Annotated in this window: 16 protein-coding genes; 6 read left to right on the top strand and 10 right to left on the bottom strand. The window is 64.2% G+C overall.

All coding sequences use genetic code 11. The annotated features are described in order from the left end of the window. Positions 1–119: 119 nt before the first annotated feature. Complete coding sequence (locus tag N551_RS0128645; protein ID WP_027569849.1) at positions 120–1814, top strand: methyl-accepting chemotaxis protein; 1695 nt, start codon at positions 120–122, stop codon at positions 1812–1814. Positions 1815–1910: 96 nt separating this feature from the next. Here N551_RS0128645 and N551_RS0128640 read toward each other — a convergent pair whose 3' ends face one another. Then, the gene (locus tag N551_RS0128640) at positions 1911–5708 is read right to left on the bottom strand and encodes a DUF3971 domain-containing protein (RefSeq protein ID WP_051462967.1); all 3798 of its coding nucleotides are present in this window, start codon (positions 5706–5708) and stop codon (positions 1911–1913) included. 204 nt (positions 5709–5912) lie between these two features. Between N551_RS0128640 and N551_RS37495 the strand changes: the two genes are divergently transcribed. The 3 genes from N551_RS37495 to N551_RS0128625 all read left to right on the top strand — a co-directional run bounded on the left by N551_RS37495 (position 5913) and on the right by N551_RS0128625 (position 8659). Next, positions 5913–6605 (top strand): peroxiredoxin, encoded by a 693-nt coding sequence (locus N551_RS37495; protein ID WP_081747957.1) that lies wholly within the window; start codon positions 5913–5915, stop codon positions 6603–6605. Positions 6606–6715: 110 nt separating this feature from the next. Continuing rightward, positions 6716–8074 carry a M23 family metallopeptidase gene (locus N551_RS0128630; protein ID WP_027569846.1) on the top strand — a complete coding sequence of 453 codons (1359 nt, stop codon included), beginning with the start codon at positions 6716–6718 and terminating at the stop codon, positions 8072–8074. Between the two features lie 99 nt (positions 8075–8173). Continuing rightward, a complete protein-coding gene (locus N551_RS0128625) occupies positions 8174–8659 on the top strand; it encodes a low affinity iron permease family protein (protein ID WP_027569845.1) in 486 nt (161 codons plus the stop codon). A gap of 27 nt (positions 8660–8686) precedes the next feature. Here the strand turns inward: N551_RS0128625 and N551_RS0128620 are convergent, their stop codons facing one another. The 8 genes from N551_RS0128620 to N551_RS0128585 all read right to left on the bottom strand — a co-directional run bounded on the left by N551_RS0128620 (position 8687) and on the right by N551_RS0128585 (position 19116). Continuing rightward, on the bottom strand, positions 8687–9922 hold the full coding sequence (locus tag N551_RS0128620; RefSeq protein ID WP_027569844.1) for an ABC transporter substrate-binding protein: 1236 nt from the start codon (positions 9920–9922) through the stop codon (positions 8687–8689). A 108-nt stretch (positions 9923–10030) separates the two neighbouring features. After that, on the bottom strand, positions 10031–10942 hold the full coding sequence (locus N551_RS0128615) for a DMT family transporter (protein ID WP_027569843.1): 912 nt from the start codon (positions 10940–10942) through the stop codon (positions 10031–10033). 290 nt (positions 10943–11232) lie between these two features. Next, positions 11233–11925, bottom strand: coding sequence for a Clp protease N-terminal domain-containing protein (locus N551_RS0128610; protein WP_027569842.1), 693 nt, complete (start codon positions 11923–11925; stop codon positions 11233–11235). Positions 11926–12342: 417 nt separating this feature from the next. Then, positions 12343–12714, bottom strand: coding sequence for a T6SS immunity protein Tdi1 domain-containing protein (locus N551_RS0128605; RefSeq protein ID WP_197031197.1), 372 nt, complete (start codon positions 12712–12714; stop codon positions 12343–12345). A 189-nt stretch (positions 12715–12903) separates the two neighbouring features. After that, positions 12904–13785 (bottom strand): NAD(P)-dependent oxidoreductase, encoded by an 882-nt coding sequence (locus N551_RS0128600; RefSeq protein WP_027569840.1) that lies wholly within the window; start codon positions 13783–13785, stop codon positions 12904–12906. Further along, a protein-coding gene (gene prfB, locus N551_RS0128595; protein WP_155809971.1) for a peptide chain release factor 2 occupies positions 13785–14916 on the bottom strand; the annotation gives its coding sequence in 2 pieces (ribosomal slippage) (positions 13785–14846 and positions 14848–14916; 1131 coding nt in all). The genes N551_RS0128600 and prfB overlap by 1 nt, the downstream gene beginning before the upstream one ends. Positions 14917–15027: 111 nt before the next feature. Then, positions 15028–17529, bottom strand: a complete 2502-nt coding sequence (locus N551_RS0128590) for a penicillin-binding protein 1A (protein WP_027569838.1) — start codon at positions 17527–17529, stop codon at positions 15028–15030. Between the two features lie 294 nt (positions 17530–17823). Beyond that, a complete protein-coding gene (locus N551_RS0128585; RefSeq protein ID WP_027569837.1) occupies positions 17824–19116 on the bottom strand; it encodes an N-acetylmuramoyl-L-alanine amidase in 1293 nt (430 codons plus the stop codon). Between the two features lie 702 nt (positions 19117–19818). Between N551_RS0128585 and N551_RS0128580 the strand changes: the two genes are divergently transcribed. Further along, positions 19819–22920, top strand: coding sequence for a ribonuclease E/G (locus N551_RS0128580; protein WP_027569836.1), 3102 nt, complete (start codon positions 19819–19821; stop codon positions 22918–22920). 64 nt (positions 22921–22984) lie between these two features. Further along, complete coding sequence (locus tag N551_RS0128575; RefSeq protein ID WP_027569835.1) at positions 22985–24217, top strand: FAD-binding oxidoreductase; 1233 nt, start codon at positions 22985–22987, stop codon at positions 24215–24217. A gap of 73 nt (positions 24218–24290) precedes the next feature. On the opposite strand, the gene N551_RS0128570 is transcribed toward N551_RS0128575, so the two are convergent. Continuing rightward, positions 24291–25127: a helix-turn-helix transcriptional regulator gene (locus tag N551_RS0128570; RefSeq protein ID WP_027569834.1), complete on the bottom strand. Its 837-nt coding sequence runs from the start codon at positions 25125–25127 to the stop codon at positions 24291–24293. Positions 25128–25151 lie beyond the last annotated feature (24 nt).

The raw sequence follows: 25151 nt of genomic DNA, 5'->3' as shown, positions 1-25151 counted from the left end.
TTTGCGCATGCGGCTCGCGGACGCCGCTTGCGCGGCAGCCGTCGCACGCGTCCATTCATGATTGGTAAGAATTTCATGCTACCGACGCGAGCAACAATAACCATTCCGTCGAGGCCGTGATGAAGCTGCTGAGCCACCTCAAGATCCGCACCAAGCTCGCCAGCATGGTCTTTCTTTCGGCACTCACGGTCACGGCCATCATCGGGGTGTCGTCCGTGCTCAGCAAGAGCCGCATGCTTGAGGACCGCGTCCAGCAGATGCGGACCGCGGTCGATATGCTCCATAACCTCGCCCAATCACTTGAAGAAGAAGTCGGCGCCGGCAAGCTGACGCAGGCCGAAGCGAAGGTCCAGTTCCACCAGCGCGGCCGCCGCATGAGCTTCAATGGCGGCCAAGGCTATCCGGTGGTCTATAACGCCGATACGTCCCTCATCGTCAACGGCGCCAACCAGCAGCTCGAGGGCAAGATCACCGGTGCGAAGGACTCCAATGGCGTCCTGATCGCCGACGCCATTATCAAGGCTGGCGCTGAGACCGCACAGGGCGGCGTGACCTCCTATCTCTATCCCCGCCCCGGCCAGACGGAGCCCGTCCGCAAGACCGTGTTCGCGCGCAAATTCGCGCCCTGGAACGCGACGATCAGCTACGGCCTCTATGTCGACGACATTGACGCCGACGTGCGAGCCTTGACGCTGGAGCTGGGGGCGATCGGCATCGGCCTGATGCTGCTGATGGCGACGCTGTCCTGGCTGATTGCGCGCGATGTGCTCGGCGCGCTCGACCGCCAGAAGAACCGCATGCAGGCCATCTCCGAAGGCGCCATCGATGCGGCGGTCGAGGAGACCGGTCGCGGCGACGAGATCGGCCGCATGGCCGAGACCCTCGAAGTGCTCAGGCAGACCGCGCTGACAGCGCGCAAGCTGGAGGCCGAGCAGGTCGCCACCAAGACCCGCAGCGAACAGGAGAAGCGTGACGCGCTGATCTCGCTTGCCGACCGGTTTGACGCCTCCGTCGGCCAGCTAGTCGGCCTCATGGCCTCGGGCTCCGGCGAACTGGAGGTCACTGCCAAGTCGATGTCGTCGACCGCGGAAGGCACCAACCGCCGCGCCGCCGTCGTGGGCTCGGCCGCCACCGAAGCCAGCCAGCGCGTCCAGACGGTTGCGGCCGCCGCCGAGGAGCTCTCCTCCTCCATCACCGAGATCAGCCGTCAGGTCGCGCAGTCCGCCGTGGTCACCGGCCGTGCCGTGGACAGCGCACGCCGCACCGACACCATCGTGCGCGCCCTCTCGGACGGCGCCCAGCAGATCGAGCATGTCGCCGAGCTGATTTCCAGCATCGCGGCGCAGACCAATCTGCTCGCGCTCAACGCCACCATCGAGGCCGCACGCGCCGGTGAAGCCGGCCGCGGCTTTGCGGTCGTCGCTTCGGAGGTGAAGTCGCTGGCGAGCCAGACTGCGGAAGCCACCCGCGAGATCGGCGACAAGATCGCCCAGATCCAGGGCGCGACCAAGGAAGCGGTAGACGCCATCGGCGGCATCACCGCCACCATCGAGGAGGTCAGCCGGATCGCCACCTCGATCGGCGCTGCGATCGAGGAGCAAGGCGCCGCCACCGCCGAGATCGCCCGCAGCGTCTCGCAGACGGCGGAGGCGACCCAGGAGGTCACCACCAATATCGGCGGCGTCAGCACGGCAGCGAACGAGACCGGCAATGCGGCAGGCATGGTGCTCGCAGCTGCGTCAAACCTCTCCAAGCAGGCCGAGCAGCTCTCCGGCGAAGTCGGAACCTTCCTGGCCGGCGTGCGCGCGGCGTAAGCGGCCGGCATCAAACCCAGCACGTCGTCATGGCCGGGCTTGTCCCGGCCATCCACGTTCTGCGCGCTTATTGGAAGGAGCTCGGCAGCCTCGCCGCTATCGCCGCGCGAGGGTGCAGCCGCTCGAGAGCTGGCGCGTCGTTCCGGTCGAACCATCGTTCGACTGCGACGGGAATTCCTCGAACGGCGAGTTCTGTTTGCCGGTGTTGAATTCGAAGATCTTGCGGAACAGACCGGGTGCCATCGCCGAAATCGGATTGACGCGCATCACGGGCGCGGCCGGGGTGCCGACGACCTCGTAGGTCACGCCGATCAATCCTTCATTGTTGCCGCCGCCGAGGAAGATGCCGAACAACGGGATCTGGCCGAAGATGTTGTTGACGCCATACATCGGCACGAATGTGCCGCTCATGCAGACCTGATTGCCGGGAAAGTCGATTGAGCCCTCGATGGTAGCGCCGATCATCGGCCCCTTGACCACGCCGTCGCGGATCGTGAGCGCGCCGTTCTGCCGCGTGAACTCCGCACGCATCGCCGTAAAGGCCACGCCGCTCTGCGCCCCGTTGGGAGCGCCCGCCGCGACGCGATCGAGTTGATCCATTCCCTTGACCGAGAAGTCGCGCACATTGATCAGGCCTTCCCGGGTCGTGGGCTCCGACGTCGGCGGCTCCATGGCCACCACCATCTGGCCGCCGAAGACCTTGTTGGTGGTGTCTGTGAAGCGCAGGAAGTTGCCGGCATCGCTGGTCTGGAGATAGATCACCTCGCGGTTGCCCTGGGCGCGGCCGCCGCGCAAATCGGCGGCCACAGGCGTGTCTTTTCCGATCCTGCCGCTCAACGTGAAGGCTTTGACCGCACCATTGCGCCGCGACATCTTGGCCTCGACGCTGCGCATCGCCTCGCCGTTGAAACCCATGACGGCGCCGAGCTTCACGTCCATGTCGAAATCGACGTTCTTCGTCTTGCTCTTGGCATCGTCCTTGGAATTGCCTGAGATCGCCGATTTCAGGAAGCCGCGGCCGTCGAATACGTCGCCGCGCATGGTGCCCTTGACCACGCCGTCCTGGCTGCGCTCCACCTTCAGCGACGCCTTGTCGCCGTCGGACGGCGCGTAGGTCGGGAAGTTCGCGTTCATGAGATCGCCGTTGGCATCGACCTCGATCGACCCCTTGATCGAGGCGCCGCCGCCTTCGATGACGATCTCCTCCAGGCGCGTCGATTGCGCCGTCGGCACCACCTTGAAGCTGGCCTTGCCCGCTCTGCCCGGCAACTTGACCCAGCCGGGCAGGATGTTGTCGAGCTTGACCGAGGTCAGGTCGGCCTCGATGCCGAGCCTCGTCGTCTGGTCGGGCCCCCCGGCGATCTTGCCCGACAGTTTGATCGGCACCGATCCGCTGACGGCGGGGCCCAGATCGAACCCGAGGCGCGCGCGGCTCGCATCGTCCAGCGTGGTCTGCAATTTGACGTCCGCATCGCCCTCGGCGGGCTTGCGGTAGTCGAGCGAGGCCGCCTGCCCGTTGATCTTGACGTCGCCCTTGACCTGATAGCCCTGGTTGCTCGCGACGATCTTGAGGTTGTTGGCCTCCAGCTTCTGGTTCATCACCAGCTTGTCGGCACCAAAACCGTTGAGATCGGCGGTCACGCTGTAGGTGGTGTCGGCTTTGGTCAGCTCGCCCTTGACCGGCAGCCCAAGCTGGACGTTCGCCGAGAACGTCCCCTTGCTGGTGTTGGGATCGATGACGGTCGACGACAGATCGCTCAGGCGATCGTTGGAAAGCATTTCGGCGGCTGCGGGCACCGGACCCTCGACGCGGAACCTGGTTCGCGACGGCGACGGCTTGGGCGCCATATCGGGCACCTCGAAGACGAAGTCGGAAATCGTGACCTTGCGGCCCGCCGGCGTATCAGCAATGCCCTGCCCGATGTTCACCGTCGCGGTGCGCCCGGTCACGCGCGCCTTCAAATCGGCATCGTGCACCACCGGCAGGCCATCGACAGGGCGAACCGTGACACCGCTCGCCACGATATTGACGGACAGGCCGTCGTCGGGAATGGGTGGGCCCTTGCGCGGAAGATTCTTCGTCGGCGAGTTAACGCCGATCTCGATGCGCTGGAGCGTTCCACGCTCGATCCGCTCGATCACCCATTCGCGCAACTCGGGAACGACAAGCGTTGGCCACATCCGCTTGAGCGCCGAGGCCGACATCGGCGTCCCCGCAAAACCCAATGTCAGCCGCGGCTCGCCCGAATAGTCGATGGCACCGGTGCCGGCGACGCCGATCTCTCCGTTGGAGATGTCGGCCTGGGTCAACAGCAGCCTCTTGTGGTCGGTGTCGAAGCGGAAGCCGATCGCAATACGGTTGAAGACCAGCGGCGGCTCGTTGTCGATGCCGCCGAGCAGGATCGAACCGCCGCTGAAACCGAGCTGCCAGTCATTGACGGTGCCGTTGGGCGGCTCGACATGAGCCAGAAGCGTCAGGCGGTTCGCGCCCGAGAGGACCTTGAACGGAGCGACCAGCACCCGCCGATTGGCGTCCCACTCGACATTGATCTCGGCCGAGTCGATCGCCATCGGATAATCCGGCGTATCGGTGTCGATGATGTTGCCCGCACCGACTGCGATCTTGCCGCGAAAGAAGGTCGGCACGCCGTCGCGGCCGAGCTCGCCCTTGAGCTCGCCGGTCAGCGGCAGGTCGGCGGTGTAGGTGAGATCCTTCACCCGCAGCGCCAGCAGGATGTTGGCGGTCGAAACCTTGTCGGCGCGGATATCGACCGAACGCACACCGTTCTCGGTGGGGCCGATCGTGGCCCGCAACGACCACGGACGCGCGCCCTCCTCGCCGAGGCTGAGCGCGACGCCGCCACGGCTGGGTCGGCGCAGGCTGAGCGTGATGTTCTCAAACGTCCATTTGCTGCCGCGCTGCTGGTCGTCGACGATCAGATTGCCGTTCTTCAGGCCGATCTCGTTGAGATTCTGGCCGTCGAGGCCGGTCATGCTCAGACTGTCGAGCCAGTCGAGGCCCTGAAGAATGCCGGTCGGGGCCGTGGCCTGGGTCGCGGCTTGCGATGCGTCGGGGGTCGCAGGCCCGGTGGCGAATGGCGGCGGTGGGACACCATTGCGCGGGAAAGTCGGCGGCAGCCCCGCGTCCTTCTTGGAGGCGACGCCAGTTGCAAGCGGCTTTGCGGTGTCGCCAGCCGACACCGTGACGGTGCCGTCAGGCGCGATCCGGATCGCGAGCTCGGCATCGACGAGGTTGAGGCTTTCGGCGCGCAGATGCCCCATCAGCAGGCCTGCACCCGACAGCTTCACCTCGGCCTTCGGTGCGGTGGCGACAATGACGTGATCGTGGTCGCGCACGACGATATCACGGATGCGCACGGCGATTCGGATCCGCCCGGCCCGTTCGATCTGCGTGCCGCCGACCTCCACGGTGTTGCCGTGACCGATATTGTCCTCGATCGCGGCCGCGAGCCACGGCGTCGCAATGTCGAGATTGATGGGACCGGCGCCGAGCCGCCACCACAGCGCGCCGAAACAGCCGACGAAGATGACGACCAGGGCACCGACGACCACGGCCACGCGCTTCACCCAGCGACCGCCGCCCAGCCAGCGGCGCAAGGGACCAAACCCGTCAGCGAAGCGATGGAAGCCCGAATTGGAACGCGACAACAGCCGGCGCGCCCGATAGCCCGCCGCCGCTTCCTGATCCGGATCCCAATCGGCGTCGTCCCATTGCTGCTGCTCTGGTTGGCTGCCGCGCCGATCCGAATCCCGATTGTAATCCTGGGGCGACGTATTCCTTGCCATTGCCTCTCGATACAGGCGCCCGTCGTGGGATTGAGCGCCGCCGGGGCCGCAGCCGTCGTCAGGAAGCGAAGCTTCCCGCGCCGGCATTGCCGCCATACCTCGAATATTCCTTCTGTTCGTCATGTCGCCCCGGGAGCGCGTTCAACGAGCAGTGGGGTGGTCCGTGTAATTCCTTGTAACCAGACTTCGCCGTCGTCAGACTCATCCAGCCGAGGGCACGATTCCGGCATACCGGAAAAAGGCTGCAATACCGCTTTGGTTGACCCGCCGAAAGCGACGAAAGGAAGGCGTATGTCCAAGAAATCCCGAAAGAAATCGTCCAAAACGCCCTCCGTCAGTCCGACGGCTAAAAAGACGCCCGTGAAAGCGCGGGCTGCGACTCAAACTAAGTCCGCGAAAACACAGCGGACACCAGCGAGCAAATCAACTGGGATCATAGCAAAGACAGCATCGCATAAGGCCGCACCGAAACGGTTAAATTCTTCCAAATCGGCATCCGCGCCCAAAACGGCGGCGAAGGCCGGCTTAGCCGAGGGTCAGAAGGCCCCCGCCTTCCGCCTGCCCCGCGACGGTGGCGGTGTCGTTGCGCTGTCGGATTATGCCGGCCAGAAGCTGGTCCTGTTCTTCTACCCCCGCGCCGACACGCCGGGCTGCACCAGGGAAGCCATCGACTTCACCCGGCTGACCGGCGCCTTCGCCAAGGCCAGCACCGCCGTGCTTGGTATCTCCGCCGATCCGGTAAAGGCTCAGGACAAGTTCCGCGACAAGCACGGTCTCGGCGTGCCCCTCATCTCGGACGAGACGCACGCGATGCTGGAGGCCTACGGCGCCTGGGGCGAAAAATCCATGTATGGCAAGAGCTTCCTGGGAGTTCTTCGCACCACGATGCTGCTTGGCGCCGACGGCAAGATCGCCCGGATCTGGCGCAATGTTCGGGTCGACGGCCACGCCGACGAGGTGCTGGAAGCCGCAAGGAGCCTTTAACCAATCATTTAAATTCAAGCGGTTCCGTTTCCGGAAAATTAACCATGACCGGCCCAGATTGCCGCGGCAATTAGGCCGCACGGACTCATCCGATCGGCGCGGGAGTGCCGATGTCGAAAAGTTCTGCCCAGCTCTCGCAGTACCCCCAACATCACCCCCACGACCACGGCCGAGCCTTTCATCGCCGTGCCGCCGCGGTGGCAACCGCGCTTCCCCTTCCGGACATCGACGACGCCTACACCATCGTGCATCACGGCAAGCAGGTTCGCCTGGGGCCTGTGGTGTTCTGGATCGTGGTCGGCACGATCGTGTTGCTCGGGCTCTGGTCGGCTGCAACCGCGACCTATTTCGCCTTCCGCGACGACGTCCTCACCCGGCTGATCGCCCGGCAGGCCGAGATGCAATACGCCTATGAAGACCGCATCGCCGAGCTGCGCGCCAAGGTCGACCGCACCACCAGCCGGCAGCTACTCGACCAGGAGCAGTTCGACCAGAAGCTCGACCAGATCATGAAGCGCCAGACGGCGCTGGAGTCCCGTGCCACGGCGCTCGGGTCCATGCCGGACGTGACCGGATCGATTCCCCGCTCCAGCCCGCAGCGTGGCGATGCCAGCCAGACGACGCAGGGCACGCCAAAGCCCTCGCCGATCAGCGACACCGTGATCTTCGTGGCGCCGCCGGATCGCGAGGCGCGGCTCGAGTCGCGCGCGCCGACCCTCGCGGCTCCGCCCGTCAATCAGTTCGCCAAGAACCAGGGCTTCGACAACGTCGTCGTTCGGCTCACGACCTCGCTTGACCAGGTCGAGCGTCGCCAGATCGCGGCGCTCAGCGCCCTCGAGGAAACCATGGATTCCCGCATGCGCCGGATGCGCGGCGTCGTCAGCGATCTCGGCCTGAACCTCGCAAATCTCGAAGCCGCCGTGCCGCGCACCGCGATGGGGGGCCCCTTCGTGCCCGTTAAGATCACCGCCAGTTCGGGGCCGTTCGAGAAGCAGCTCTATCGCATCAACAATACCCGCACCGAGATGGACCGACTCAATCGCACGCTCGCGCTCGTGCCCTACCGCAAGCCCGTCATCGGCGAGGTCGAGTTCACCTCCGGCTTCGGCGTGCGCAGCGATCCGTTCCTCGGCCGGCCCGCGATGCACACCGGGCTCGACTTCCGCGCCGCGAGCGGCGATCCCGTTCGCGTCACCGCCAACGGCAAAGTCATCTCGGCCGGCTGGTCGGGCGGCTACGGCCGCATGATCGAGGTCGATCACGGCAATGGTCTTGCGACCCGCTACGGCCATCTCTCCGAGATCAATGTCCGGGTCGGCGAGATCGTGAAGATCGGCCAGGTCGTCGGGCTCGTCGGGTCGACCGGCCGTTCCACCGGTCCGCATTTGCACTATGAAACCCGCATCGACGGCGAAGCGGTCGATCCGCAGAAATTCCTGCGCGCCGGCGTGCGCCTGAGCGCGGGCTAGGCTCGTTGAGAGTCCGCTCGCCTAGTTCCTGTTTACATCGCGGAACTTCGGAGTTCCCTCGACGTTAGATCGCAGCTCCCTTATCAGCGCGATCTTCCGATGCAACAGACCGATACCAAAGCTCGTCCGGCCAAGGGCAAAGCGAACCAGCCACGTAACAGCGCGGCTCAACTCTTCAGCGATATTGCTAACCGAACATCTCAAGCGGCCGGGCGCGCGCTAACATTCATGATTGCAGCCGGCATCATCCTGGTTTGGGCGGTCACCGGTCCCATCTTCCAGTACTCCGACACATGGCAGTTGGTGATCAACACCGGCACCACCATCGTGACGTTCCTGATGGTCTTCCTGATTCAGAATTCTCAGAATCGCGATAGCGCGGCGATCCAGGTGAAGCTTGACGAACTGATCCGGGTGAGCGCGGCGCAGAATTCCTTCGTCGGAATTGAGCATTTGACCGATGACGAGCTCGACGAGATCCGCACCAAATGTGAGCTTCGCGCCAACGCCGAAAAGGCCGGAGAAGAGACGGTCAAGAATACCGGCAAGAAGGCGAAACGCGCCGCCGATCTCGTCACCGAATAAGCGGGGGGACGCCGAAAATGGGGCTGACTACTGTCCGCGCTCGTGGCCGACCTCGCCCGTGATGACGTCGCCGAACAGCTCCCAGGCCTGTCCGTTGAAGCGCATCAGCTGCATCTGCTCGATCGGAAAATAATCGTCGGCGGAGGTGTTGACCATGATGCCGGGCAGCATCAGGTCGGTGTGAAAATCCTTCAGGTTCGTGGCCTGCTTCATGACGTTGTCACGTGTGAGGTTGTTGCCGCACTGCTTCAGCACCTGCGCCATCGCCTCCGCCTGGACGTAGCCGTAAAGGTTGTTGGCGTTGGTCTTGTCCCCTTCGGGATAGTACTTGTCCATGAAGGTGCGCCACGCGATGACCGCCGGATCCTTGTCCCAGGTCGGGTCGGTCGGATCCTTCAGATATGCGGTCGAGATGATGTCCTTGGAATAGTCGAGCCCGGCGGGCTTGAGCACCGAGGCGATCGACGTGGCCGTATTGGCGAGGAAGAATTTCGGCTTCCAGCCGAGCTCGCCGACCTTCCGGATCGCCTGCGCCGAGCCTTTCGGCGCGGCCCATGAGAAGAAGATGTCGGCGCCGGAATCGTGAAGCGCAACGATCTGCGAGTCGATCGAAGGATCGCTGACCTCATAGGATTTGTCGGCGATGATCATATTGGCTTTGTCGCCGAGCCCATCCTTCAGGCCCTTGAACTGGTCCTTGCCGGCGTCGTCGTTCTGCCAGAGCACCGCGATCTTGCTGTTCGGAAACTTGTCACGGATATACTTCGCGTAGATCCGCCCCTCGCTCTGGTAGTTCGGCTGAAATCCCATGGTCCATGGGAAATTCTTGGGGTCGCCGAACTTGGTGCCGCCGGAGGCAACGAAGAGCTGCGGTACCTTCTTGGCGTTCATGTATTTCATGATCGCGGAGTTCGAGGGTGTGCCGAGCGGCTGGAAGATCAGCAACACCTCGTCGCTCTCCACCAGCTTGCGCGCCTGCTCGATCGCCTTCGGCGGGGAATAGGCGTCGTCATAGCTGATGAAATTGATCTTGCGCCCGTTGATGCCGCCCTGGTCGTTGATCATCTTGAAGAACGCAGCCTCGGTCTTGCCGATCACGCCATAGGACGACGCCGGCCCGCTATAGGGCATGATATTGCCGAGCTTGACTTCGGTGTCGGTGGCGCCGGGATCGTATTTCTTCTGCGCCAGGGCCGGTGTCGTGACGAGCACGCCGGCAGCAAAAATGGCGAGGGCAGCAAAATTATTGCGACGACCCGGCATCGTTCTCTCCCCTGTGTTTTGTAGTCTTGTTTTGCTGGGAGTGTCGCAAGGTGGCTCTCGGCTGGCAAGCGCCGCGATTTTCCGCGAGGTGAAACGGCGGCTCTGGAACTATGTGCCGCGCCGCAACAGGTTCAGAACGCGCCCATCAATCACCAGCAATGCGCTGCCGATCACGATCGCGCCCGCGATCTCGCGCATCGAGATCGGCTCGCCCAGCACCAGCCATCCCAGAAGAATGGCGGTGACGGGAATGACCAGCGTCACCAGCATCACATTGGTCGCGCCTGAGCGCCGCAGGATCTGGAAGAAGACGATGTAGGCGAGGGCCGTCGACAAGCCGGCAAGGCCAAGCACAGCGAGCCACGTTGTCGCGCCCGGCATCGGGAGACGCCACGGCTGCTCCATCGCGCCGGCGACGATCGCCATCATCACCGTGGAAGCCATCAGTTGAAATGCTGCCGTCCCCAGCGGGGCTGCGTCCTTCAACAACCGCCGCGCCGCTAGCGCCGCAAAGCCATAGCTGAAGGCGCTGCCGAGGCAGAGCAGGATGCCGAGCCCCTGCCCTGCCCGTGTTTCAACGCCCCATCCGCGCAGGATGATCACGCCGGCAAGCCCGAGGGCAACGCCGGCCACGCGGCGCAGCCGTAAGGCCTCTTCGCCTGCCGCGGCCATCACGATCACCGTGAACAGCGGCGTGGTGGCATTCAGGATCGACGCCAGCCCGCTTGGAATGAAAGTCTGGCCGATCACGATCAGCGAGAACGGGATGACATTGTTGAGGAGCCCTATCGCGATGAACGGCTTCCAGCCGGCTATGCCCCGGGGGAAACTGATGCCCTGCATGCGGAGCAGCGGCAGCAGAATGGCCGATCCGAGTGCAACTCGCAAAAGCACCAGCGTGAGCGGCGGCAATTCCCGCAGCGCAGCGCCGTTGAAAAAGAACGAGCCGCCCCAGAGGACCGAGAGCACAGCGAGCAGCGACCAGTCGCGCGCGTCGATCCGTTTGTGGTTCGGGGGCATGGTGTCTCGTATCAGTGACCAAGGCGGTCGCTTATACGACATGGCGGACATTGCCACCCGATTTCCGATGAATGCCGGTTTATGAAACCGATCCCGACAATGAATGGGGCGATCGAATTTCTCCCACGCGATGCTGACCGGCCAGGACGCGTAACTCATAAACCCGATCAGCCCGCGGAGGCGGCGCCTTGTCCGTTCAGTTTTCAATTGCGGACACAGCGAGGTCGCCCCAACTGGTCGGCTAAGGGCCAGTTACAGAAGTCCCGAAATTGGGCACGGCCCCGAACTGATCAGGGCGCAGCGGTGCCATCTCGCTTGGCAATGCCGCGTTCGACGATGTTCGCCGCATCCTCAGCGGTCATGCTTTGATTGTAGAGCCGCCGCACTGCCGGGCTCAACCGCTCGGCAAAGATAACGACCATCACATTTGCGCCGGTGACTTCCTGCTGGCCCATCTGCTCGGCGTGTGCCTCCGCGCGCTGCATCACGCGCTGAAACGCCGCCGATGGTCGCGATCCGCCGAGGGATCTACCAGGTTCGACCACGATGGCCCGCAGTTCGTTGTCGATGTAGTCGGTCAAGCTCTTCTGGAGCGCGGCAAGATCGACACCGCACGCCCGCAATGCCTTCGAAGCATTCCCATCATCGGTCAGCGCAAGCAGCAGATGTTCTAGCGTCGTGTACTGGTGTCTGCGTGCGTCGCCGTAGCTGAGCGCATGCTGCAGAGTGAGTTCAAGCTCGGTAGAATACCGAGGTGCCCGAGGCCTGATCCCCGCGTCGATTGCGCCCGGTGGCGTGGCAACCTCGGTGCGGCCCGCCGTGACTTCGCCGCGAATTGCAGCGGCAAGCGTATTCCAGTCGGAAACTCCAAATGCCTTTGCAACCAGTTCAAGACTTTGACTGTTTGTGATCTTTAGGTTTTGGTGCGCCAAGAAGCTTCGAACCGTGTGTGCCATAGCCTTGGCATCGCGAAAATCGCGCATGACCTTTCATCCTTTGCTTGAACGAAAAAGAGGTGCCAGGAGCTTGCGTTGCTGACCCGTTCGTTCGGGCAAAGGGCTATGAAAGACCTGTGATACGTTCACCGTCCCCGTTGGGGCGCAAGCAGCAGGTCGTATCTACCTTCCAAGGTAGAATGATCCGGATGCAAAACGCTGTCAATTACCTTTGACGCGATAGATCATGTCCGAGTTGGGTCATTCGCGCCGGTTTGCCCGAGAGGCAGTGACTTCCGGTCTATCCAGATAAGCGGACGTGGTCAGATCGGGCCGGCAGGTCTCGAACGGGCCAAATGCAGACTTATTGGAGCCATGGGAAACGCGCTTTCGCTTCTCGTTCAGCGACGGCTGGCGTTTGGAGAACAGTAGAAGTGCGCACAAGGGAGTACCACACTCTGAAGCTTAATCGGTGATCTTTAGCCGGATCTGGGCACCGTCGGGAAGATCATTGATCTGTTTCGCAACGTGGCCCGAGAATGAGATCAGTTCTGCTCTATCGATAGTTCCAATATTGGCGAGCGCGTAAGCACCGCCCAGGGTGGCGGGGATTTTCAGGCAGTAGCATCGCTGAGCATCTGGCATTCCCAACGTTGTGCGAACTTGTTCAACGAGTTCGCGCATAGTCCAATCTTTCAAGAATTCGTCCGTATCTTGCAGCCTTGCAAAGTTCTCTCCGTTGATCGCGACAACCTCGCAAGTCAATTCCTCTGGGCAGATGCGCCAATATTGCCCGTCTTCATCAGTGAAGATCACATTGCCAAATTCATTCTGCATGACAAATGCACGTGGCCGTACCCCCCGCCAACCCCAAGCATCAGCTATCTCATTAAGGATGTGCATCGCATCATGCTATAGGTGTGAAGGTCACCCGCCAATGTCTCGTTCGGGTCACAAGCCGCCGAACACCTTCAAGGTCGGAGACTTCCGCTTTGCGTTGCTAAGCTGAAGTTTATGAGTCCACACCTAGGACGTTTTCTTCGGCCGCGACACCAGCTCGATCATCTTGCCTTCATCGTCATCCGGCATCGCAGCTTTTGCCTGCGCGTAGGCCTCCACCGCGGCGCGCGCGACCAGCGGCTTGTCGGCCAGCAGGCTCTCGGCGAGCTTCACCGCGTAGGCGGCATCCTTGTGCCGCAGTGCCGCCGTGAACGTTGCGCCGGAAAAATCGCGGGCGACCATGCGCCTGGAGTGGCGCTGCACCTGCGGGCTCGCGGCCACGCCAGCCTGAATCGAGTCCAGCACCAGGTTCATGTCGAGCCCGGCCTGTTCGGCAATGGCAAGTCCCTCGGCGAGGCCGGCGATCTGGATCGCGCCCATCAGATTGTTGATCAGCTTGTAGACGGTGCCGGTGCCGACCGAGCCGAAATGGCGGATGGTCGAACTGATCGGTGTCAGATAGGGCCGCGCGCGTTCGAGATCGGCCGCATCGGCGCCAACGAGCAGCGTCAGCTTTCCGCTCGCGGCCGCATCCGGCAATCCGGTCACGGGGCAATCGATATAGATCAGACCGCGCGCATTCATTTCGCGGCCCATCTCGCGCGCATGGTCATAGGAGACGGTGGAGCATTCGATCGCGATGGTGCCGGCCTTCGCCGTCTTGGCTGCGCCCTTGGGGCCGAGCCAGACTGCGCGCGAGGCCTCGTCATCGGCGACCATGGTCACGACCGCGTCGGCGTCGATCGCCGCGTCCTCGGGCGAGGTCGCCCACAGCGCGCCGCGCGCGATCAGGTCTTCCGCTTTTGTTTTGCTGCGATTCCACAGCGTCACCGTAAAACCGGCATCGAGATAGCGGCCGGCCATGCCATGGCCCATCCGTCCAAGCCCGATGAAGGCGATGCGGAGCATCAGTCGACGTCCTCGATGTCGGCGCCGGGAGTGCCGAAGGCGCGCTGCGCCAGGGTTGCGGCCATGAACTCGTCGAGATCGCCCCCGAGCACGCCTGAGGTGTCCGAGGTCTGCACACCCGTGCGCAGGTCCTTCACCATCTGGTAGGGCTGCAGCACGTAGGAGCGGATCTGGTGGCCCCAGCCGATGTCGGTCTTGGCGGCCTGGTCGGCGGCGGCCTTCTCCTCGCGCCGCTTCAGCTCGATCTGGTAAAGCCGGGCGCGCAGCATGTCCCAGGCCTGCGCCTTGTTCTTGTGCTGCGAGCGGCCGGCCTGGCAGACCACGGCGACGCCGGTCGGGATATGCGTCAGTCGTACCGCGGACTCGGTCTTGTTGACGTGCTGGCCGCCGGCACCACCAGAGCGCATGGTGTCGACGCGAACGTCGGATTCCTTGATGTCGATCTTGATGGTGTCGTCGATCACCGGAAACACGGCTACGGATGAGAACGAGGTGTGCCGCCGCGCGTTTGAATCGAATGGAGAGATCCGCACCAGGCGGTGCACGCCCGCCTCGGTCTTGAGCCAGCCATAGGCATTGTGACCGGAGACCTGGATGGTCGCGGACTTGATGCCGGCCTCTTCGCCCTCGGACTCTTCCAGCATCTCGACCTTGAAGCCGCGGGTTTCGGCCCAGCGCGAGTACATGCGGAGCAGCATCTGCGCCCAGTCCTGGCTCTCGGTGCCACCGGCGCCGGCATGCACTTCGAGATAGGAATCGAAACTATCGGCCTCGCCCGACAGCAGCGCCTCGAGTTCGCGTCGGGCGACTTCCTTCTTGAGGGTCTTGAGCGCGGCTTCGGCTTCCTTGACGACGCCCTCATCGCCCTCGGCTTCGCCGAGCTCGATCATGCCGATGTCGTCTTCGAGCTCCTGCTCGACCTTGCCGATGCCGGAGAGCGCATCCTCGAGCGAGGTGCGCTCCTGCATCAATTTCTGGGCTTTCTGGGGATCGTTCCAGAGGTTGGGATCTTCTGCGAGCTTGTTCAGCTCAGCGAGGCGCGCCGTCGATTTCTCGACGTCAAAGATGCCTCCTCAGCAGCCCGACAGACTGCTTGATCTCTTCTACCAACCGTTCGATTTCGGCGCGCATGTGATTCTCGGGTCTCGCGGAATTGTTCCGCGTCTCGTTGCAACGGGATGTAGCGGCGGCGGCTGCAAAGCGCAACCGCCGCGGCGAAGAACGCCCTTTTTGTCCTAAGCCCTAGTACAGCCCGCCGGTGCCCGGCCGCATGAAGAAACCGGAATCCGGCTGCTGCTGCTGTGACGCCGGCATGCGGCCGTCGGCATCGGCAACGCCGATGACCGAATAATTATCCGGCGGCGCCGTGCCCGGCTTGAAGGCTTCGAGGATTGTTCCGCCGGTCTCGCCTGGACCGGCGCGCATGCCAGACTTGGCGACGACCCGCACCAGCTTGATGCCGGCCGGCACCTTGAACGGGACCGCCGGCTTGTCGGCGAGCGCGAGCTGGAGGAAGTCGCGTGCGATGGGAGCCGCCAGATGGCCGCCGGTCGCGGCGTTACCCTTGCCGAGCGGACGCGGCTTGTCGTAGCCCATATAGATGGCAACGGCGACGTCGGGCGAGAAGCCGACGAACCAGGCGTCCTTGGCCTCGTTGGTGGTGCCGGTCTTGCCGGCGATCGGCTTGCCGACCTGCTTGACCACGGTCGCGGTACCAGCCTGGACCACGCCTTCCATCAGCTCTGTGATCTGATAGGCGGTCATGGAATCCAGCACCTGCTCGCGGCGGTCGATCAGCTGCGGCTCGTTCTGGTTCTTCCAACCACCCGGCGCGTCGCAGCCGCGGCATTCGCGCTGGTCGTGCTTGAAGATGGTGTGGCCGTAGCGATCCTGGATCCGGTCGATCAGAGTCGGCTTCACCCGGCGGCCGCCATTGGCGAGCATCGAATAGGCCGTGACCATGCGCATCGCCGTGGTCTCGCCGGCGCCGAGCGCGTAGGAGAGATAGTTCGGCAGTTCGTCATAAACGCCGAAGCGGCGGGCATATTCGCCGATCAGGGGCATGCCGATGTCCTGGGCGAGGCGCACCGTCACCGTGTTGAGCGACTGCCGCAGCGCATTGCGCAGCGTCACCGGCCCCTGGAATTTGCCCGAGGAGAAGTTTTCAGGCCGCCACACGCCGGCGCCCTGGCCCTGGTCGATTTCGATCGGAGCGTCGAGCACGACAGTCGAGGGCGTATAGCCGTTGTCGAGCGCGGCCGAATAGACGATCGGCTTGAACGACGAACCGGGCTGCCGATAGGCCTGCGTGGCGCGGTTGAACTGGCTCTGGTCGAACGAGAAGCCACCGACCATTGCCAGCACGCGGCCGGTCCAGGGGTCCATCACCACCATCGCGCCGGACACTTCGGGAATCTGGCGCAGCCGGTACTGGCCCTCGACAGGCTGGGCGTCCTTGTACAGCGGATCGGCGTAGATCACGTCGCCGGGCTGAAGCACTTGCGACACCGCGCTCGCCGCCCTGCCCTTCGCAGCCCCGGACGCCGCTCTTGCCCATTTGATGCCATCGAGCGTGATGAGGCCGGTCTCGCGCTGCTTGCTAATGGCGCCGCCGAGTTCGCGACTCGGCTGGAAGCCGATGCGCGCCGACTGATCGCTGGTCTCCAGCACCACCGCCATGCGCCACGGCGAGATATCGGACGGAGACTTGATCTCGGCGAGCTTCACGCCCCAGTCGCCCGAAATGTCGAGCTTGCTGATGGCACCGCGATAGCCTTGCTGCTCGTCATAGTTCACGAGTCCGGCGACCATGGTCTTGCGCGCCATGACCTGAATCTTCGGATCGAGCGTGGTGCGGACCGAGAGACCGCCCTCGTACAACTTCTTCTCGCCATAACGCTCGAAGATGTCGCGGCGCACTTCCTCGGCGAAATACTCGCCGGCGAAGGTGTGGGCGCCGTTGGAACGGCTGGTCACGGCCAGCGGCTCCTTGCGCGCCTTGTCGGCGTCGGCCTGCTTGACCCAGCCGTTCTCAACCAGACGATCGATCACGTAGTTGCGGCGCTCGATGGCGCGATCGCGGTTGCGAACGGGATGCAGGGTCGCGGGCATCTTCGGCAGCGCCGCGAGATAGGACGCCTCCGCCACCGTCAGCTCGTTCACCGACTTGTCGAAATAAACCAGCGACGCCGCCGCGATGCCGTAGGCACCTAAGCCCAGATAGATTTCATTCAGATACAGCTCGAGGATCTTGTCCTTCGAGTAAGTCTTCTCGATCCGCATCGCCAGCAAGGCTTCCTTGATCTTGCGGGCGAAGGAGACTTCGTTGGTCAGAAGGAAGTTCTTGGCGACCTGCTGGGTGATCGTGGAAGCGCCCTGCGGGCGGCGATTGGAGCCGTAGTTCTGGATGTAGACCACGCCGGCGCGCGCCATGCCGGTGTAGTCGATGCCGCCATGCTCGTAGAAATTCTTGTCCTCGGCCGCGAGGAAAGCGTTGATCACGAGCTTCGGCACCGCCTGGATCGGCAGGTAAAGCCGCCGCTCCTTGGCGTATTCGCCGAGCAGCGAGCCGTCGGTCGCGTGCACGCGGGTCATCACCGGCGGCTCGTAATCCTGAAGCTGAGAGTAGTCCGGCAAGTCCTTGGAGAAATGCCAGATCAGGCCTGCGATGGCACCGACCCCGACAAGGAACAACACCGTTCCCGCGGCGAACAGGAAGCCCATGAACCGCACCAGCAAGCGCATTATCTGTTTATCCGTTCAAACTCTGATCAGCCCAAAGATCAGCCCAAGACCAGCTTAAGATCAGCCCTTGGCACCGAAAACAGGCACCAAACCATCGCGAATTCCCCGGCCTTACTCAATACTATCAGTGCCGGACCCAAGACGCTTGCCGAGCGGGATTCTCGCCGATTCCGGAACCCCCTGCGGCGTTTTTATAAAGCGCCCGCTGTGGCCAAACTAGGGCTTTTGCGGCGGGACGGAAAATCACTCTCAATTCGACGACCCCCGGTCGTCAGTTCGACGATCCCCCGGTCGTCAATTGGACGATCCGGCCGTGGCCATCCGCTTGGCCAAAAACCCGTCGATCGCCTGCGCCATCGAGCCCACGGCACGCGAACGCCATCCCTCGGAGACCAGATGCTCGAGGTCGCCCTTGTTGGAGACGTAGCCGATCTCGACCAGGACCGACGGCACGTCGGGCGCCTTCAGCACCCGGAAGCCGGCCGACTTCAGGGGATGCTTGTGCATGCGCACCGTCGACTTCATTTCGCCCATCAACAGGCGGGCAAAACGACTTGAAAAGGTGCGGGTTTCCCGCTGGGTGAGATCGATCAGGATGTCGGCGACATCAGTCGGCTCCTCCGCGAGGTTGAAGCCGGCGATGGCGTCGGCCCGGTTTTCCGCATCCGCCAGCCGCTGCGCCTCGGCGTCGGAGGCCTTGTCGGACAAGGTGTAGATGGTCGCGCCCTGCGCATCGCCCTCGGCGCGCGGCAGCGCGTCGGCATGGATCGAGACGAACAGCGCCGCCTTGAGGCTGCGAGCCACTTTAACCCGGTCGTTAAGCGGGATGAAGGTGTCGTCGTCTCGGGTCATCACCACGCGATATTTGCCGGTCTTTTCCAGCCGTTCGCGCAGTGCCAGGCCAAAGGCCAGCACCAGATTCTTCTCGCTCTCGCCGCTCGACTGCGTGCCGTTGTCGATGCCGCCATGGCCGGGATCGATGACGACTACCGCGCGGCCATCGGCCTTCTGCCCGGCTTCAGGGTGCGCAGATGCCGGAACCGTCGCGGGCGGCGGATCGGCAATTGCCGGCCGCAGCTCAGGGCGGTTTTCCGGAGCTAACGACGCCACGAAGGCGGTGCGCTCGACCTCCTCCAATTCGAGCACCAGCCGCGCCGGCTGACCGTTGGCAGCCTCCACCACGTAGGAATTGGCGATCTTGGCCGGGCCGGTCAGGTCGAACACGATTCGGGAGCCGCCGGGCATCACCAGCCCATAGCGGAAGGCCTTGACCAGTCCGCGTCCGCCGGAACCGGTGCCGGCGGGAAGTTGAAAATTAAGCTGGGGCACGTCGACCACCACCCGGTACGGGTCAGCCAGGGTGACGGCGCGGAAGGTCACGGTCTGGTCGATGTCGAGGACAAAGCGCGTTTGCCGGCCGTCGCCGGCCAGCCGGGCGGCCGAGGCCGTCGGGAAATTCGCTGATGCAACAGGGAGTTGAGGCTGACTTTCCGCAGCCTTCAGACGCGAGGAATCAGCACACGGCAATGCCGCCGCGCAGAGCAGCACGCATCCCAGCAGGATCCTTTGATTTGCGCGGCTCGCCACCGATTCCGTGCCTCCGAGCAGCCTCTTTAACGCAATAGAACCACAGGGTTAAACGATCCTTAATGACGGACACGCGAAACTCGCTGACTGTGACCGCCGTGCGACGCTCCTTGCACGAATGGCCCAATCCACGTATGTACGGAATGCTGACGGCCGATATTTCTGGTTGTGTCGCATTCAGCCTCCCGGTGCAGCGCCGGAACTCTCAAGGTTTGGGAATTCCAGCGTTTTTCCGTTCCCCTCTAAGTCCAGCGCGGTGCGCGGCAGCGAGGTGGACGGGGCAAGCCCCGGCGGCGGACGGTCCCCGGTTACCACCATGTTTCCGGGACGGTTCTGACAGTGGCGCGACCCGTTACCCGGTCCCTTAATCCAAGGGAACGGTTCGTAATACCCAAGGCGAGCGCGCTCGCGCCATGCCTGGCCAACAGCAACTGATTGAGGGGCGGCCCCGCCGCCCAATGTTTCATACGGGCCGACGCTTGATGCGCCAGACTGTGCCGACCAATTCCGAAGGACCATTCGCGACGCTGCGGAGTGAAAATTCCGCGCGCCGCTTTGGTCCTCCGGCTTCCGGTTCGGCAAGGCGCGAGAGACGGCGTTTCGGCCTTCCCCTCACCCCCGAATCAGGTGGACCGTCGCGTCACCCGGCAGCGCTGATGGCGCCCACGGTGAATCGCGCCCGCCGCCGCCAAGAGTTAAGACATGCCCAACAAGATGTTGATCGATGCCACCCACCCGGAAGAGACCCGGGTCGTCGTGGTCCGCGGCAATCGCGTAGAAGAGTTTGATTTCGAGACCGCGCAACGCAAGCAACTGCGCGGGAATATCTACCTCGCCAAGGTCACAAGGGTCGAACCCTCGCTCCAGGCCGCTTTCGTCGAATATGGCGGCAACCGCCACGGCTTCCTCGCCTTCAGCGAAATCCATCCCGACTACTACCAGATCCCGGTTGCCGACCGGCAGGCGCTGATCGAAGCCGAGGAGCAGGCCCATCGCGAGGCCGAGGAAGAGAGCGAGAACCGCTCCCAGGGTCGCCGTCGCTCCCGCCACCGCAATTCCCGCCGCCGTAGTCATGGCGAGCGCGTCCGCAGCGACGTCGTCGAAGGCAGCGATCCCGCGGCCCGGCAGGTCCCGGGCGAGGCCCTGCCCGAGGGCGCGTCGCACGAGGGCGAGCACCTGCACGCCGGCGCAGAGCATCACGGCGAGCACGAAGGCCACGATCATCATGATCACGGCCACGAAGCACATGACCACGAAGGGCATGACCACGAAGGGCATGACCACGACGACCATCATCATGCCCATGGTGACGATCATCACGCGCACGAACATCACGACCACGATCATGGCGACCATGGTCATCACGACCATGATCATGCCGACGAGACACCGGCGCCTGTCGCAGCGATCGGTGCCGAGCCCGCGGTCGCCACCGAGGCCGTTGCCGAGCCGCAGGAGGTTGCCTCCGACGCACACGCCGACGACCTTGCCGAGGCCGTGACATCGGCTGCTGAGCCTGCCGACGCCGTGTACGCCGCAGGGGAGAGTGCGGAGCCTCCGCATCACGAATCCGAAGCCACGGCTGAGGATGACGACGAAGACGAGGACGACGAGGAAGCCGAAGAGGACGTCGTTGAATCCGTCGGCGGCGACGATGTGCTGGAGGAAGTGCCGGAGCGCACTTTCCGTCCCCGCCGCCAGTACAAGATCCAGGAAGTCATCAAGCGCCGCCAGGTGATGCTGGTGCAGGTCGTCAAGGAAGAGCGCGGCAACAAGGGCGCAGCGCTGACGACCTACCTCTCGCTCGCCGGCCGCTATGCCGTCTTGATGCCGAACACCGCGCGCGGCGGCGGCATCAGCCGCAAGATCACGAGCGCGCAGGACCGTTCGCGCCTGAAGGAAGTGGTGCAGGATCTCGACGTGCCCGAGGGCATGGGGATCATTCTGCGCACCGCGGGTGCCGCCCGCACCAAGCCCGAGATCAAGCGCGATTTCGAGTACCTGATCCGGATGTGGGAGACGGTGCGCGACATGACGCTGAAGTCGCAGGCCCCGACCCTCGTCTACGAGGAAGGCTCGCTGATCAAGCGCTCGCTGCGCGACCTCTACAACAAGGAGATCGACGAGATCTCAGTTGCCGGTGAATCCGGTTACCGCGAAGCGCGCGACTTCATGAAGATGCTGATGCCCGCCAATGTGAGCGCGGTGAAGCAGTATCGCGACGGCCAGCCGCTGTTCTCGCGCATGGGCGTCGAAAGCCAGCTGGATGCGATGTTCTCGCCGACCGTGCAGCTGCGCTCCGGCGGCTACATCGTGATCAACCAGACCGAAGCGCTGGTTTCGATCGACGTCAACTCCGGACGCTCGACGCGCGAGCATCATATCGAGGACACCGCGCTCAAGACCAATCTCGAGGCTTCTGAGGAGGTCGCCCGTCAGCTTCGGCTGCGCGACCTCGCCGGCCTGATCGTCATCGACTTCATCGACATGGACGAAAAGCGCAACAACCGCGCGGTCGAACGCAAGATGTCGGATTGCCTCCGGCAGGACCGCGCGCGCATCCAGGTCGGCCGCATCTCGCATTTCGGCCTGCTCGAGATGTCGCGCCAGCGCATCCGCGCCAGCGTGCTGGAATCCTCGACCGATCCCTGCACGCATTGCGGCGGCACCGGCCATGTGCGCTCGGTGTCCTCGGTTGCGCTTCAATTGCTGCGCGGCCTCGAAGAGATCCTGATGAAGGGCGCGACCCACAATCTGGTGGTCCGCACCCGCACTGACGTCGCGCTCTATGTGCTGAACCACAAGCGCGGCCATCTGCGCGACCTCGAGAACGGCTTCAAGGTCACGTTGGCGGTCATCGCCGACCCGAGCGTCAACGGACCTCAGGCCTATGTCATCGACCGCGGCGAGCAGGTGCATACGCTGGAAGCCGCCAAGGCTCTGCTGGCGGCGCAGGCGGCCGCAAGCCCGCCGCCCCTGGTCGAAGAGGCTTATGACGACGAGGAATTCGATCCCGAGACCGAATCCGAGGTCGAGACCGAGGAGACCGAAGGTCTCGCCGAGGAGCAGACCGCAGGCGACGCTATCGAGCAGGACAGCCAGCGCCGCAAGCGTCGCCGTCGTCGCCGCGGTCGCGGTGGCCCGCGCGACGAGGAGACGCGCGAGGATGGCGCTCCCGCTCTTGCCGAGACGGCCATGGCGGCCGGCGAAGGCGAAGAGGATGCCGAGGCCGAGCCGGACGGCGAGGACGGCGAGGACCAGGCAGCCCGTGGCGAGCAGCAGGGCAGCGCGGACCGCCGCCGCCGGCGTGGTCGCCGTGGCGGACGCCGCCGGCGTGGTCCTGGCGAGGAAGGTCTCGCCGGCTCCATCGGCGACGAGCTCGCGGCCAATGCGCCGTCGGAAGCGACCGACGCAGTCGCCGATTTCGACGGTTTCAGCGGCGAGGCTGCGCCCTCGATCGCGCAGGCCGAGCACACCTCGCAGCCGCAGGTCACCCAGCCAGAGCCGCGCGCCGCGGCAAAGATCGAGGCAAGCATCGAGGCAACGGCCCGGCCTGAGCCGGCTCCTGCTGCCGCGGACGAAGAGAACGCCGACGACAAGGCCTCACGACGCCGTTCGACGGTTCGGGAAAAGGTGAGCTTCCTGTCGAGCAGCCAGAGTGAACCGGCGCCGGTTGCTCAGGCGCCCGAGCCGGTTGCCCCGCCCGCACCGGCTCCGGAGCCCGCGCCCGCAGCGGCAAGCGAAACGTCGGCCGCACCGCGTCGTGCCGGCTGGTGGTCGCGCCGCTTCGGCGGCGGCGAATAAAGCGAACAAAACTGTTGAAACCGCCCGGCCAAACCGGGCGGTTTTGATTTGCGAGGTCAGTTCGATGCAAAGCGTGATCGTCCTCGGCGGCGGCATGATCGGCGTCAGCGCGGCGCTGCACCTCCAGCAGCGCGGCTGGTCCGTCACGCTGATCGACCGCAGGGAGCCGGGCCGCGAGACCAGCTACGGCAATGCCGGCATGATCCAGGCGGAAGCGGTGCGCCCCTATCCGATGCCGCGCGACCTCGCCACGCTCCTGAAGATCGCGACCGGACGCACCAACGACGTGCGTTACAGCCTGTCATCGCTTCATCTCCATATCGAGCCCCTGCTCCGCTATTGGTGGCATTCGGCGCCGAAGCGGCATCGCGAGGCGATCGACGCCTGGGCGCGGCTGATCGCCTACGCGACGGCGGAGCACGACATTCTCATTCGCGAAGCCCACGCCGACAATCTGATCCGCCGCGCGGGATACCGGCACCTGCATCGCGACGCAGCTTCGTTCGATCTCGCCGTCAAGGCGGCGGAAGAGGACCAGCGCGAATTCGGCGTGAGGTTTCGTGCGCTCTCGGGCGCCGAGCTCGCCAAGGCCGAACCTGTCCTGCGCGACGACCTCCCCGGCGCGATCCATTGGCTCGACACCTGGACCGTGTCCGATCCCGGCGCGCTGGTCACGGCCTATGCCGATCTGTTCGAGCGACTCGGCGGCAGCATCGTGCTTGGCGATGCCCAGAGCTTGCGGCAAACCGCGACCGGCTGGTCGGTCGGGACCGACGTTGGACACATCGACGCCGCCCACGCCGTCGTTACGCTCGGGCCGTGGTCGCCCGATCTCCTGCTCAAATTCGGCTATCGCATCCCGCTGGTGCGCAAGCGCGGCTACCACATGCATTACAGCGGTGGCGCCTCGCTCGATCTGCCTCTGGTCGACAAGGCCGGTGGCTACGCCATGGGTCCGATGGCCAAAGGCATCCGCATCACCACCGGCGCGGAATTGACCGGCCTGGACGCGCTCGCAACGCCCGTGCAGCTTGCCAGCGCGGAAGCCTCCGCGCGCGAGCTGATCGACCTCGGCAAGCGCGTCGAGCCTGACCCATGGTTCGGCACCCGCCCCTGCACGCCCGACATGCTGCCGGTGCTCGGCCCTGCCCCACGCCATCCCGGCCTCTGGATGAACTTCGGCCACGGCCACCAGGGCTTTACGCTGGGACCCGCGACCGGGCGCTTGCTCGCCGAGATGATGAGCGGCGAAACGCCTATGATTGATCCGACGCCGTACCGGCCGGAGCGATTCTAATTCCCAGGGTTGACGGCAAGCACCGCGCGCGCGTCGCCCGATGCAGGTTGAACGCGCGAGTTCGCAAATTCCGTCAGCCAGCGCGCTCGGCGAGAAGCGTCCTGATGCGTTCGGCATCATCAGGCGTCGCCGGATTGTAGACGACCATGCCGAGATCTGGCCTACCATCTACGGCAAAGGCCGAATATTCGAACGCGATCGGACCGAGCACGGGGTGGCGCAGATGCTTGACGCCTTCGCCATGGGCGCGGACGTCGTTGTCGCGCCATAGCGACGCGAATTCGGGGCTAAGGCGGCAGAGCTCATCGACGAAGTCGGCGACATGCGAGACGGCCCCGGCCCGCGCTGCATCCGCCCTGAAGGCGGCGACCACGAAGCGGGCCACACTGTCCCAGTCATGTTGCGCGGCGCGCACCCGCGGCTCGCAGAAGATCAACCGCAAGATGTTGCGTCGCTCCGGCGCGAGCTTGGCGTAATCGGTCAGCACGATGGTCGCCGCGCGATTCCAGGCAACGACGTCCCAGATTGCAGTTCTGATGATCGCCGGGCTGGTCTCCAGCGCGTCGAGCACGCGCTGCAGGCGCGGCGAGACGCCTTCGCTCGCCTGGTAGCGCACCTCGGGCGGGCGGCCGAGCCCGATCAGGAACAGGTGCTCACGCTCGACATCGGTCAGCATCAGCGCACGCGCGATGCGGTCGAGCACATCGGGCGATGGCGCGCCGCCGCGGCCCTGCTCGAGCCAAGTGTACCAGGTCGGGCTGATATTGGCGCGCTGCGCCACCTCCTCGCGGCGGAGTCCCGGCGTACGCCTGCGGCGACCCGCGAAGCCGAACGCGGCCGCGTCGAGCCGGGTGCGGCGGTCCTTGAGGTAGGTCCCGAGCAGGTTTTCGGCTGAAGCTGTCTCGCTCATCCTGTTAGCTATTATACCCCGATA

Origin of the sequence: Bradyrhizobium sp. URHA0013, from assembly GCF_000518345.1 — a bacterium.
Lineage (GTDB): Bacteria > Pseudomonadota > Alphaproteobacteria > Rhizobiales > Xanthobacteraceae > Bradyrhizobium.
Note: the sequence above shows the minus strand (reverse complement) of the source record. Positions and strands in the feature narration are given on the sequence as shown.

Excerpts from the sequence above, each read along its gene's own strand:
- N551_RS0128645 (WP_027569849.1), top strand. The coding sequence starts at position 120 with ATGAAGCTGCTGAGCCACCTCAAGATCCGCACCAAGCTCGCCAGCATG.
- N551_RS0128640 (WP_051462967.1), bottom strand. The coding sequence starts at position 5,708 with ATGCCGGCGCGGGAAGCTTCGCTTCCTGACGACGGCTGCGGCCCCGGC.
- N551_RS37495 (WP_081747957.1), top strand. The coding sequence starts at position 5,913 with ATGTCCAAGAAATCCCGAAAGAAATCGTCCAAAACGCCCTCCGTCAGT.
- N551_RS0128630 (WP_027569846.1), top strand. The coding sequence starts at position 6,716 with ATGTCGAAAAGTTCTGCCCAGCTCTCGCAGTACCCCCAACATCACCCC.
- N551_RS0128625 (WP_027569845.1), top strand. The coding sequence starts at position 8,174 with ATGCAACAGACCGATACCAAAGCTCGTCCGGCCAAGGGCAAAGCGAAC.
- N551_RS0128620 (WP_027569844.1), bottom strand. The coding sequence starts at position 9,922 with ATGCCGGGTCGTCGCAATAATTTTGCTGCCCTCGCCATTTTTGCTGCC.
- N551_RS0128615 (WP_027569843.1), bottom strand. The coding sequence starts at position 10,942 with ATGCCCCCGAACCACAAACGGATCGACGCGCGCGACTGGTCGCTGCTC.
- N551_RS0128610 (WP_027569842.1), bottom strand. The coding sequence starts at position 11,925 with ATGCGCGATTTTCGCGATGCCAAGGCTATGGCACACACGGTTCGAAGC.
- N551_RS0128605 (WP_197031197.1), bottom strand. The coding sequence starts at position 12,714 with ATGCAGAATGAATTTGGCAATGTGATCTTCACTGATGAAGACGGGCAA.
- N551_RS0128600 (WP_027569840.1), bottom strand. The coding sequence starts at position 13,785 with ATGCTCCGCATCGCCTTCATCGGGCTTGGACGGATGGGCCATGGCATG.
- N551_RS0128590 (WP_027569838.1), bottom strand. The coding sequence starts at position 17,529 with ATGCGCTTGCTGGTGCGGTTCATGGGCTTCCTGTTCGCCGCGGGAACG.
- N551_RS0128580 (WP_027569836.1), top strand. The coding sequence starts at position 19,819 with ATGCCCAACAAGATGTTGATCGATGCCACCCACCCGGAAGAGACCCGG.
- N551_RS0128575 (WP_027569835.1), top strand. The coding sequence starts at position 22,985 with ATGCAAAGCGTGATCGTCCTCGGCGGCGGCATGATCGGCGTCAGCGCG.
- N551_RS0128570 (WP_027569834.1), bottom strand. The coding sequence starts at position 25,127 with ATGAGCGAGACAGCTTCAGCCGAAAACCTGCTCGGGACCTACCTCAAG.